The 12,315-nt window shown below is 64.7% G+C and carries 6 protein-coding genes; 3 read left to right on the top strand and 3 right to left on the bottom strand.

Annotation, left to right across the window (positions count from 1 at the left end):
* Nucleotides 1-80 precede the first annotated feature (80 nt).
* Nucleotides 81-914, bottom strand: coding sequence for an invasion associated locus B family protein (locus ACE10Z_RS24680; RefSeq protein ID WP_375783089.1), 834 nt, complete (start codon nucleotides 912-914; stop codon nucleotides 81-83).
* Nucleotides 915-1,298: 384 nt separating this feature from the next.
* Between ACE10Z_RS24680 and ACE10Z_RS24685 the strand changes: the two genes are divergently transcribed.
* The 3 genes from ACE10Z_RS24685 (at nucleotide 1,299) to ACE10Z_RS24695 (ending at nucleotide 5,971) form a co-directional block, all read left to right on the top strand.
* Nucleotides 1,299-3,035, top strand: a complete 1,737-nt coding sequence (locus ACE10Z_RS24685) for an extracellular solute-binding protein (RefSeq protein WP_375789910.1) — start codon at nucleotides 1,299-1,301, stop codon at nucleotides 3,033-3,035.
* Between the two features lie 88 nt (nucleotides 3,036-3,123).
* Entirely contained in the window at nucleotides 3,124-4,638 is a 1,515-nt protein-coding gene (locus ACE10Z_RS24690) for an AMP-binding protein (RefSeq protein ID WP_375783090.1), read from the top strand.
* A gap of 106 nt (nucleotides 4,639-4,744) precedes the next feature.
* Nucleotides 4,745-5,971, top strand: coding sequence for a GGDEF domain-containing protein (locus ACE10Z_RS24695; RefSeq protein ID WP_375783091.1), 1,227 nt, complete (start codon nucleotides 4,745-4,747; stop codon nucleotides 5,969-5,971).
* Nucleotides 5,972-6,072: 101 nt separating this feature from the next.
* On the opposite strand, the gene ACE10Z_RS24700 is transcribed toward ACE10Z_RS24695, so the two are convergent.
* Together ACE10Z_RS24700 and ACE10Z_RS24705 are read right to left on the bottom strand one after the other, a co-directional pair.
* Nucleotides 6,073-11,652, bottom strand: a complete 5,580-nt coding sequence (locus tag ACE10Z_RS24700; protein WP_375783092.1) for an AIDA repeat-containing protein — start codon at nucleotides 11,650-11,652, stop codon at nucleotides 6,073-6,075.
* A gap of 371 nt (nucleotides 11,653-12,023) precedes the next feature.
* Complete coding sequence (locus ACE10Z_RS24705) at nucleotides 12,024-12,182, bottom strand: SEL1-like repeat protein (RefSeq protein WP_375783093.1); 159 nt, start codon at nucleotides 12,180-12,182, stop codon at nucleotides 12,024-12,026.
* Nucleotides 12,183-12,315: the final 133 nt, after the last annotated feature.

Below are 12,315 nucleotides of genomic sequence, written 5' to 3' on the forward strand. Positions count from 1 at the left end.
CGCATGACAAAAAAGGCGCCCTTGCGGGCGCCTTTTGCTTGCGATGATCTCGCGATTTCTTGAACGCGTGATCGACGTTTTTACTTGGCTGCCGGATTGGCCGGGGCCGGCGCCGCGCCACCGCCCGCGCCTTCCAGCTTCTTGCGCTGTTCTTCGGCGCGCTTCTGCAACTCTTCCTGCAGCTTCTTCGAGTTTTCCTCGAACACCTTCGGATCGGTCGGCGGGCCGTCATAGGCCTTGGCGAATTCGGTGTTGAGCGGCAGCGGCAGCGTCAGCGGCGCGCCGTTCGAATTGATCGCCTGGACCACGAGGTTCTGGCCCTTCTTCATGTTGGCGATCAGCTCGGGGGTTGCTTCATAGTCGGACATGCAGCCGTTCTGGAAGCAGATCACATAGGGCGCCTGCTGCGGCGGGTTGCCGTCGACGATGATGCGGGTGCCGTGAACGAGCTGCATGCCGAGCGGCAGGGTGACACGCAGGATCTTCTTCGGCTCGCCTTCCGGCTCGATGATCACGGCGGCAATCACCGGCTGGCCGGACTCGATGCGGCCGTCCTTGCCGGTGAAGCAAACCTGCTTGGCGTTGGCTTCCTGGCCCTTCAGGCAGAACTTGGTCCAGGGGGCGTAGATCAGCTGGATCTGCTGATCCTGGGGCGGCTGCTGGGCGGCCGCGGCGGGCGCCTGACCTGCGGCCGGTGCTTGGGCGGCTGGTGCCTGGGCTGCCGGAGCCGGCGCCTTTGGAGCTGCCTTGGGTGCCGCCTTGGGCGCAGCCTTCGGTGCCGCAGGCGCCGGCGCTGCCGGCTGCTGGGCCTGAGCGGCAGGAACCAGGAGCGCTGCAGAGAATGCCGTCGCCGCCATCAGGGCGACAATTCGCCCATGCGGCCGGACCGGGGCGGCCAAGATACGGAAATTCATTGCGGAAAACCCTTTCTGAACGGCAGCGCCCGAAACCGCTGCAGGCGCCGACACATAGCCGTTTGGGCGGCTGTCTCCTAGTCAATTGAGGCGGATACGTGACAGGCGTTCCCACCTTCAAATTGCACGCCTTCAATACAGCGGCGCGCGGAAAGATCAATGCCGACAAGCGCATTTGCGCACCTGTCACGGCGAGTTTCAGCGCCCTGTGATAAACCTCCCGATGTGACGTTTCGCGAATCAAATCCGGCGCCTCATGCGCGTGTTCCCGGGCACGTTTGGCGCGCCGCATTGGCTGCCATCTGGCTCGCCACGGCATTCATTCTGGGTTTTCTGACGACCGCACCTGCCCCTGCGGCCGCCACCGAGAGCCACGCCATCGCGATGCACGGCGTGCCCGCGCTGCCGGCCGGATTCACCCACCTGCCCTATGCCAATCCTGATGCCCCCAAGGGCGGCCGTCTGGTCCTGAGCCCCCGGGACGGCACCTTCGACAGCCTCAATCCCCTGATCGTCAGGGGTCTCGCCGTGCAGCAGCTCCGGGGCTACGCCTACGAGCGCGGCTATGTCTACGAAAGCCTGTTGGTGCGGAACAATGACGAGCCCTTCACGCTCTACGGCCTGCTCGCCCGCAGCGTCGAGACCGACGATGCCAGAAGCTATGTGACGTTGCATATCGATCCTCGCGCGCGCTTCTCCGACGGGCACGAGGTCACGGCGGACGACGTCGTGTTCTCGCTCGAGCTGCTGCGCGATCACGGCCGTCCGCTGCATCACCAGTATTATTCGAAAGTCGCAAAGGCCGAGGTGCTCGACCCGCTCACGGTGCGGTTCGATTTTGGCGGGGTTGCGGACCGCGAATTGCCGCTGATCCTCGGCCTGATGCCGATCCTGCCGCGCCATGCCACCGACGTCTCCAAGTTTGAAGAGACGACTCTGGCGCCGCCGATCGGCTCCGGCCCGTACCGCGTCACGGCGGTCAAACCCGGTGCCAGCGTGACCTTCACCCGCAATCCGGATTACTGGGGGCGCGACCTGCCGGTGAACCGCGGCCTCTGGAATTTTGACGAGATCAGGCTCGACTACTATCGCGACGCCAACGGCCAGTTCGAGGCGTTCAAGCGCGGCCTCTATGACTTCAGGACCGAGCCCGAGCCGCTGCGCTGGCATGACGGCTACGACTTCCCCGCCGCGAACAACGGCGAGGTGATCCGCGAAACCATCAAGATCGGCACGCCCGATCCGTCCGAATTCCTGGTGTTCAACACCAGGCGGCCGAAATTCGCCGACGTCAGGGTGCGCCAGGCGCTGCTGATGCTGTTCGATTTCGAATGGATCAACCGCAATTACTATTTTGGCCTCTATTCCCGCGCCGGCGGCTATTTCGCGGGCTCGGACTTGTCGGCCTATGGTCGCCCCGCCGATGACCGCGAGCGCGATCTCCTCAAGCCGTATCTGTCGCATATTCCGCCCGACATTCTCGAGGGCCGCTATCGCCTCCCCGAGACCGATGGCTCAGGCCGCGACCGCACCATCCTTCGCGACGCGCTCGCGCTGCTGTCGGAAGCGGGCTACGCGCTCGACGGCACGGTGTTGAAGCAACGGGCGACCGGGACACCGCTCCGGATCGAGATCCTGGTGACGACACGCGAGCATGAGCGGATCGCCCTCGCCTACCAGCGCGACCTGAAGCGGGCCGGAATCGACGCCGCAGTCCGGGTGGTCGACGCGGTGCAGTTCGAGCAGCGCCGGGTCGCCTATGATTTCGACATGATCCCCATTCGCTGGGACCAGTCGCTGTCGCCCGGCAACGAGCAGTGGTTCTACTGGGGCAGCCAGGCCGCGGACGTGCCGGGCACCCGCAACTACATGGGCGCCAAGGATCCGACCATCGACGCCACGATCGCCGCGCTGCTCGTAGCACGGGAGCGGCCGGCCTTCGTCTCGGCGGTGCGGGCGCTGGACCGGGCCCTGATGTCCGGCTTCTACGCTATCCCCCTATTTAACTTGGGAGAGCAATGGATCGCGCGCTGGAATCGGATAGAACGGCCTTCGGCCACGGCGTTGACGGGCTACCTGCCGGAGACCTGGTGGCAGAAGCCCGGCGCGCAATCCAAGTGATCTGCCAAGTGAATTGCCAAGTGATCTGCCAAGTGATTTGCGCGGCATGGTCCGGCCCGATCGAAGCGATGCAACCGACGTTGAACCTGTGAACCAGTCGATCACCTCGCCCACGCTCGATACGCTGTTCAAGCGCAGTTTGGCGCGGCAACCCGAGGCGCTGGCGCTGGTCGACCCGATCAACAAGCAGCGCGTCACCGGACAGACCCGCAAGCGCCTGACCTATGCTCAAGCCGATCGCGCGATCTCGGCGATCGCCGCCCACTTCGTCGAGAGCGGATTGCCGGCCAATACGGTAATCGCCGTTCAGCTTCCCTCGACGATCGAATTCGCCCTGACCGTGCTCGCCGCCCATCGGGTCGGCCTCGTGGTGGCGCCGTTGCCGCTATTGTGGCGGCAAGCCGAGTTGACATCCGTCCTCAACCGCACCGCGGCGCGGGCGATCGTCACCTGCGGCAAGATCGACGGCGTCTCCTACGCCGACATCGCCATGAACGCCGCGGCGGAAGCGTTTTCGATCCGCCATGTCTGCGGGTTCGGGACCGATCTGCCCGAAGGCATGGCGTCGCTCGATGATGCGATCCTGCAGGACTCCCGGACCTCGCGCCCGATGATCCAGGACGGCCGCAAGCCGGCGCTGATCTCCTTCGACGTCACCAGCGAGGGTTTTCGTCCGGTGCCGCGCGCGCATTTCGGCCTGATCGCCGGCGGGCTCGCGATGTCGCTGGAGAGCGATCTGGCACAGGGCGCGACCATCATGTCGGCATTCGCGCCGATGTCGTTTGCCGGCATCTGTTCGTCGCTGGTGACTTGGCTGCTGTCGGGCGGAACGCTCGTCATGCATCACCCGTTCGACGAGGAAGCGTTCGAAGCCCAGTTCAACGATCAAGGCTGCGACACGCTGATCGCGCCGGCGCAGCTCGCGCTGCGGCTCGACGAGTGCGGCCTGTCGGAGCGCCTGCCCACCCTGCGCAACGCGATCGGCCTCTGGCGGACGCCGGAGCAGGTTGCCTCCAGTGTGCACTGGAGGTCGCGGCGGGTGACCATGACCGACGTCTACCTGTTCGGCGAGGCCGGGCTGTTCGGCGCCCGGCGCAACGCCGAGGATGGATCGCCGGCCCCGATCAAGCCCGGTCCGCACGGCGCGCCGCGTGAGGCTCCCGGCGCATCGATCGCCGGCGAAATCCTGCTGACCCCGAAGGGCACGCTCGGCCTGCGCGGCCCCATGGTGCCGGTCGCCGCCTATGCGCCGCCGCCCCCGCCCCCGGGCGACAGCCTGATTGCGCCGCCGCCGCGTGATTACGTCGACACCGAATATGCCGCGCGGGTCGACCGCGCGACTGGCGCCGTCAACATCACCGCGCCGCCGTCGGGGGTCATGACGGTCGGCGGCTACCGCTTCCTTGCCGGGGAGTTGCAGGAGTGGGCGCGCCGCCTAGGCCAGGGCGCATTGTTGACGGCACTTCCCGACCGCCTCAGCGGCCACCGGCTGGCCGGACGGGCGCAGGACAATGCGCGGGCCCGCGACGCCCTGACAGAACTTGGGCTTAACCCGTTGATGGTCGAAGCATTTCGCGACCGCAGCGGCACTGGAATGCCTTAAAATCTTATCATTGCGTTAGTCTTAGCATTGTGTTGACGCCGCATTAAGCCATGCCAACTAGCATCGAAGCCGTTTGCTGATCTGTGCATTGGTTTCGAGCGTTCGAATGTCTCAACAAGGTCCGGTCCTCATCGTATCGGCGTCGGCAAAGCCGCCATTTGCCGCGGTCCTCGATGAGACGAAACTGTTTCCGGTCGTGGTCACCGACTGGAGGGAGGTCGGACGCGCCATCGAGCAGGTCAAGCCGGCCGCGATCATCGCAGCCGCCGAGGGCGTCGACTTCATCACGCTGTCGGGCCTCGCCAAGCGCGCTGCCGCCCGCGCGCCCTATCTGCCGCTGATCGCCGTCGATCCGGCGACCACCCTGCCCGACACCGTCATCGCGTTCTTCCAGCACAAGGGCATGCCGGATCGCCTGCTCGCCCGGCTCAATGCGTCCTTACGCGTTCGCGCCTTGCATGCGACCGTGATGCGTCGCCTGGTGCCGCCCGCGCCGATCGCATTATCCGATATCGATCCGGTCGGAGAGGCCACCGCGCTCCTGATCGGTCGCGGCGGCGCCTACCCGGCGCTGTCGGTCGCGCTCGGCGAACGTGCCGGCGTGGTCGGCGCGCTCAGCATCGAGGCGGCTGCAAAGCATCTCTCCAACCGTGACATCGACGGTATCGTGCTGGCCGAAGGCTTCACCCCGCGCGTGATGGATGCGTTCCTGACGGTGCTGACCGAGGATGTTCGCTTCCGTCCGTTGCCCGTGATCGTCGCCTCCGGTGAGCTGACGCCGCGTTACGAACTGCCCAATCTCGAGATCGTCACGGCCGGGCCGACGCGCGTCGGCGACATGGTGTTGCCGATGATCCGGCAGCATGCCTTCGAGGCGCGGCTCGGCCGCATGCTCAAGGCGATCGACGCCAAGGGCCTGATCGACCCCCGCACCGGTCTGCTCACCAAGGCCGCGTTCGAGCGCGACTTCGCGACCGCCGTCTACCAGACCGCCGAGCGCGGCGGCGCGCTCTCGGTGGCGCGGTTCACCTTCGACAACACGCAGCCGCGTGCGCAATTCGACGGCGCGCGGATCATCAGCCGGCTGATGCGCCAGGCCGATTTCGGCGCCGTGCACGACGACCGGTCGCTCATCGTGGCGTTCGCCGGGACCGACCTGCGCAACGCCCAGGCGATCACACGGCGATTGGCAAGCGTGATGCGCCACACCCAGAATGGCCGCCGCGACACCAGGGCCGAGCCCGCCGTCAGCATCGCGACGCTGCTGCCGGGCGATTCCGCCCTCTCACTGCTCGGGCGCCTGTTCAGCATGCCGGAACGCGCGGCGTCGTAACAAGCTCATCGCGCCTATCAATTGCTGCGATCGCTGCGCGGGCATCGCCGGCAGGCGAAGCCACCTTGTCTCGGTGGCTCCGCATGCCTCATCCTCAAGCCTCACGCATGCTGCGGCTGCGCCAGCTGGCTGACCTGCGTCGCCGGCGGATCGACAACCAGGGTACCACCATGGCCATCACTCGAGGTCGTGAAGGTCGAGGCCATGTAGTTGCCGAGCAGCGCAATGCTCGCCGTGACAGTGCCGTCCGTCACCGTCAGCGTTCCGTTCGTACTGGTTCCGCTGAAGGTCGGCGTGTGAACGCTCGCGAAATTGATGTTCGCGAAATCGATCGCGTCCGAACCCGTCATCCCGGCGACGGTGCCCGCAAAGCTCGCGGAATTGTCGAGCTTCAGCGTCCCCGTCGACCCCTGGAAGGCCACGGTGGCACTCGAAGCCCCGGTCAATTCCAGGGTGCCGCCCGCTGCGATGTTGGCGCTGCCGGAGCTCTCGCCCGTCACGTTGAAGGGCTGCCAGGTTCCCCACGCAATGCCGTCATACGCACGGATCCAGAGTTGATCGGTGCCCGAGCCGGCCTGATAGGTCGTCTGGGAAAGTTGCGCCGCAGTGATGTCGATCTCGGTATTCGCGGCCTGCGTAGCTCCGTTAACGCTCCAATGCCCGTTGGTGTTGGAATCCCACAGCGCATATTTCGTGATGGCGTCGCCGTCGGCGTCCGTCGCAGTGACGAGGTTCGCAGCAGCAAAGGTCTGCCCCGAGACCGTCGCGACGTTGGCGACCGAGACGGTCGGCGCCTGGTTGGTTGCGGTGGCCGTGAACGCTGTCCACGTACTCCACTCGCTGCCGTCATTGGCCCGCACGTAGAGCGTATCCGACGGCGAGCCGCCGGGGCCGAACACGTAGCTGACCTGCGACAGGTTCGCCGCGGCAACATCGATCTCGGCGTTGGCCGCCTGGGCGACACCATTCACCACCCAGTGGCCGTTGCCGCCGGTGTCCCAGAACGCGTACTGGGTGATCGGATCGCTCTCGGCATCCGAGGTCGAGAACAGGGTCGTGGCCGCCACCGAATGGTCGTGAATTCCACTGACGTTCGATGCCGTCACGACCGGAGCCGTGTCGGGGCCCGGTGTTGCCGTGAACGCGGCCCAGGTGCTCCACTTCGATCCGTCGTTGGCCCGCACGTAGAGCGTATCTGATGTCGAGCCGCCGGGACCGAACACGTAACTGACCTGCGACAGGTTCGCCGCGGCAACATCGATCTCGGTGTTGGCTGCCTGGGCGACACCATTCACCACCCAGTGTCCGTTACCTTGCGTGTCCCAGAACGCGTACTGGGTGATCGTATCGTGCTCGGCGTCGGTCACCGAGAACAGGCTCGAGGCGAGCGCCGAGAACTGCCCGTGATTGGCAGTCACGTTCGGTGCCGTCACGACCGGGGCCGTATCGATCCCTGGTGTTGCCGTGAACGCGGTCCAGGTGCTCCACTTCGATCCGTCATTGGCCCGCACGTAGAGCGTATCTGATGTCGAGTTGCCGGGGCCGAACACGTAGCTCACCTGTGACAGGTTCGCCGCGGAGACATCGATCTCGGCGTTGGTGGCCTGCACGACACCGTTGACGACCCAGTGTCCGTTACCTTGCGTGTCCCAGAACGCGTACTGGGCGATCGGATCGTTCTCGGCATCCGTCACCGAGAACAGGCTCGAGGCGAGCGCCGAGAACTGCCCGTGAGTGGCGGTCACGTTCGGTGCCGTCACGACCGGAGCCGTATCGATCCCTGGTGTCGCCGTGAACGCGGCCCAGGCGCTCCACAGCGATCCGGCGTCCTTCGCCCGCACGTAAAGCGTATCGGGCGCCGAGCCGCCGGGACCGAAGACGTAGCTCACCTGCGACAGATTTGCCGCGGACACATCGATCTCGGTGTTGGGCGCCTGCGCGACACCATTGACCACCCAGTGACCGTTGCCGCCGGTGTCCCAGAACGCATACTGGGTGATCGTATCGTTCTCGGCATCGGTCACCGAGAACAGGCTCGAGGCGAGCGCCGAGAACTGCCCGTGATTGGCAGTCACGTTCGATGCCGTCACGACCGGAGGATCATCGATCCCCGGGGTTGCCGTGAACGCGGCCCAGGCGCTCCACTTCTGTCCGTCATTCGCTCGTACGTAGAGCGTATCTGGCGTCGAGCCCCCGGGGCCGTACACGTAGCTCACCTGCGACAGGTTCGCTGCCGACACATCGATCTCGGTGTTGGCAGGCATAGCCACGCCGATCACCGACCAGTGGCCGTTGCCGCCGGTGTCCCAGAACGCGTACTGCGTGATGGTGTCGTTGTCGGCGTCCGTGGCCGTGAACAGGCTCGAGGCGAGAGCTGACGCCTGCCCGTGATTGGCGGTGACGTTCGATGCCGTCACGACCGGCGCGTGGTCGGGCCCCGGGGTGGCCGTGAATGCCGTCCAGCCTCCCCACAGCATGCCGTCGTTGGCCCGCACGTAGAGCGTATCAGGCGTCGAACCGGTCGGGCCGTACACGTAGCTCACCTGCGACAGGTTCGCTGCCGACACATCGATCTCGGTGTTGGCAGGCATAGCCACGCCGTTCACCGCCCAGTGACCGTTGCCGCCGGTGTCCCAGAACGCGTACTGGGTCATCGTCTGGTGATCCGGATCGGTCACCGTGAACATGCTGGACGCCGCAGCGGACGTCTGACCGTGGGTCGCAGTCACGTTGATTGCGTTCACGGTCGGCGGGGTGTCGACAAATGCCGTTGCCGTAAATTGAGTCCAGCCGCCCCAAAGCGTGCCGTCATTGGCGCGAACGTAAAGGGTATCACTCGAGCCGCTTGGACCGAACACGTAGCTCACCTGCGACAGGTTCGCCGCCGCAACATCGATCTCGGCGTTGGTGGCCTGCACGGCGCCGTTGACGGTCCAATGTCCGTTACCTTGCGTGTCCCAGAATGCATATTGGGTGATCGGATCGCCATCGGCGTCCGACACCGAGAACAGGCTGGACGCGAGCGCAGAGGTCTCGTTCAAGGTTGCCTGCACGCTGGCCGCTGCCGTGACCGGAGCGATATCCGCGCGCGTCGTGACCAGCGTGCCGGTGCCGGAATCCGTGCTGACGCTGAACCGCACGCCAGGCGTCTGATCAAGCTGCAGACCGTAGGAGGTCCCGCCCTCCGTGACCTGCAGGATATTGCCCGCGAGCAAGTTCGCCGAGCCGCCGGATGAGAACGTCACCCCGGCCAGATCGATGCTGTCGCCAAGAACCAGCCCGCTGATCGTCGTGGTGGGCATCGACGCGCCGTCGATCTTCAACTGCCCGCCGGACCCGCTGAATGTGATGCCGCCGCTGGCGACGCTGCCGACCTGCAGCTCGACCACGCCGCCCGAAATCGTCACCGGACCAGTCGACCCGCCTGAGGAAACGATTTCCTTGCCGCCGGCAAACACCGCCACGTTACTGGTCACTGCGCCGGCCACATTGAACGTACCGCCGCTCGAGACGGAGACATTGTGGGCAGTCGCCCCGGACAGAACGTTCAACACGCCGCCACTGATGACGGTCGTGTGGTCGATCGCGCCTCCCGATGACACGTTGACCGTGCCGCCCGAAATCCCGGTTCCGGAGCCGGTCACGCCGGTGACCACACCTCCCGAGAACACGTTCTCGACGCCGCCGGCAAAGACCGCGACGTTGCTCAGGACCGTGCCGCCGACGTTGAAGATGCCGCCGCTCGAGACGGAGATATGGTCTACCGTCGCGCCGGACGAGACATTCAGATCGCCGCCGTTGAAGACGGTCGCATATTCGAACGATGCTCCGGAGAGAACGTCGACCACACCGGAAATTGCGGTACCCGAACCGGTGACGCCGGTGACGGAGCCGCCCGCAGAGACGATTTCGTGGCCGCCGCTCTGAATAGTGACATTGCTGGTGATCTTGCCCCGCACATTGAGCGTGCCGGACACGTTGATCATGCTGGCCGAGCCTCCAGCCAGCACGTTGAGCGTCGCACCGGATGCGACGAACGTGCCCGTACCGGCCGTGCCGCTGATGGTGCCCTGGATGACGCCTCCGGACGAGACGTTCTCGATGCCACCGCTCAACACCGCGACCGTATTGGACGTGGTCCCCGTCACGTTGAGGGTGCCGCCCACTGAGATCGTCGTCCCGGTGGCAAATCCACCAGCAAGCACGTCGAGCGTTCCCCCGGAGACGAGCGTTCCGCTGGCGGTGCCGCCGCTGCTGACAAACATCGTCGCGCCGCTTGCAACGACGGCATTGGCATCGCTGCCCGCGACCGCTTCGGTGCCGCCGGAGGAGACGATCGTGCCCGTGTCGTTGCCGCCCTTGCTGATGGTCAGAAGGCCGCCGCTGCTGACGGTGGTGCTGACGGCTGTCCCTCCGGAGGCGACGAACATCAAACCGCCATTGAGCACGGTATCACCGGTGTCGGTTTGACCGCTCGACACCGTGTAGGACGATCCGCTGCTTACCGTCACGGGGGCGCTTTCGATAACGACTGTGCCGCCATTGCTGGTCACGTTTGCGACATTGGCGCCAGCGATCAGAATCAAGGTGCCGCCGCTATCGACGGTGATGCCGCTTGCGGTGCCGCCGGACGAAACGACTTCGGTGCCGCCGGAGCTGATCACTGTGGCGCTGGCGGTGCCGCCCGCCATCACGATCTCGGTGCCGCCGGCGCTGATCACCGTTGTTCTGGCGATGCCGCCGGACGAAACGATTTCGGTGCCGCCGGAACTGATCACCGTGCTGCTGGCAATGGGGCTGTACGGGCCGCCGCCCCACACGATCTGTTCACCGCCCGCGATCAGCGTGGTGGAGATCGCCGTTGCGCTTCCGCTGTATTGGCCACTGCCGACGTATTGGATGCTGCCGCTGCCGGTGACCGTCGTGTTGACGGCTGTGCCTGTTGCAATATAATTATATGGCGCAACAAGCTGGATTCCACCGCTGGTGATGGTGGTATTGCTTGCGACACCATGACCGGCGCTTCCGAAGGCGGCATAGCCGATCCACTGCGTTCCGCCCGCGATTGTCGTGTTGGTTGCAACGCCGCCCCCAAGAAATCCGACGATCTGTTCGGAACTGCTTTGGATCGTGGTGTTGGACGCGAGGGCGCTGCCTACGAAGTTGTTGTTGTATGTGTCGGAGACGTACTCGTATCCTCCGTTCTCGATCAAGGTGCTGATCGTGGTGCCGCCCCACATTTGTTCGCTGCCGCCACTGAGGGTGGTGTTGATGGTTGAGCCGTTGAATAGTCTAATCCCGCCGCTGCCGACCGTGGTGTTGCTTGCGGTCGAGCCACTGTAAACGGCCATTATGCCGCTGTTGATGGTCGTTCCAATCGCCGTTCCAGTTCCGGTTGCGTTTGACGGAGTGGTGCCGAGAACCACACCTCCACCACCGTTGACCACGGCGTTGACGAGTGTGCCAAGAACATAAATCTGCCCGGCACTATTGGAAGAACCACTGGAAGTCGTATCGCCGATATCCGTAGCACCGGAGGAAACAACGACGCTCCCGGCATTTACGGTGTCGCTGATATAGCCGCCGTTCAGCACGTAGAGCGTGCCGCCGTACTGGACTGTGTTGCTGGTCTGCGTATCGGACACCGAAGCGCTGGTTCCGCTGGCAACGTTCACGCCCATAGACCCCTCCCCGAAAATAACTGATCTCGAAAATCCGCCTAAGCCTGTCCGGCAATTCGGCTCCACAGCCGCGCCCGGCCGATGGCCTGCGGACTGCGGAATCAAACGCCCGCAAGCCCTCGCCAAGTCACTTGGCGGGAGCCCTTGATCGCTGAGTTTTGGAGAGCAGGTTGAAATGCTGGCGAGACGCGAACCAGATTCAAGTTGCTACGTCATCCAAAATTCCAAATCGCCGATCTGAACGAAAAAACACGATCAGCTTACAATTCGCCCAAAAGCCGTCAAGGTGCTGGGCGCAAAAGTTCAATGTTTCTGGCCCGTTATTCACATTTCGAAACGGTCGGCCCGCTTGGCAGCCGACAGATGACCCGTCAAATTACGGAGTTGTCTCCGCCAAGAGAAGTCTGCCACGCCGCCCTTCTGCTCTCGCGAGATTTGACGGAATAACCATCGTTGAGATCGGCCGCCTGCTGAAAGTATTGCGCAGCCGTGTCGTAGTCGCGCGGCGTTCCCTTGCCGTAGAAGTACATCAGGGTGGTCTGGGCGAGCGCGAAGGGATCGCCCGCCTCGATCGCCTTCTGATAGAGCTCGAGCGCTCTCGCCGGGTCCTTGGCCGCTTGTCAGTTGCCGCGATCGCTGGCGGGCAGCGTCGGCAGCATGCGA

Source organism: Bradyrhizobium sp. Pha-3 (assembly GCF_042258615.1).
GTDB lineage: Bacteria > Pseudomonadota > Alphaproteobacteria > Rhizobiales > Xanthobacteraceae > Bradyrhizobium.

What these genes read in the sequence shown, in the direction of transcription:
- ACE10Z_RS24680 (WP_375783089.1), bottom strand. Translation starts at nt 914, where the DNA reads ATGAATTTCCGTATCTTGGCCGCCCCGGTCCGGCCGCATGGGCGAATT.
- ACE10Z_RS24685 (WP_375789910.1), top strand. Translation starts at nt 1,299, where the DNA reads ATGCACGGCGTGCCCGCGCTGCCGGCCGGATTCACCCACCTGCCCTAT.
- ACE10Z_RS24695 (WP_375783091.1), top strand. Translation starts at nt 4,745, where the DNA reads ATGTCTCAACAAGGTCCGGTCCTCATCGTATCGGCGTCGGCAAAGCCG.
- ACE10Z_RS24700 (WP_375783092.1), bottom strand. Translation starts at nt 11,652, where the DNA reads ATGGGCGTGAACGTTGCCAGCGGAACCAGCGCTTCGGTGTCCGATACG.
- ACE10Z_RS24705 (WP_375783093.1), bottom strand. Translation starts at nt 12,182, where the DNA reads ATGTACTTCTACGGCAAGGGAACGCCGCGCGACTACGACACGGCTGCG.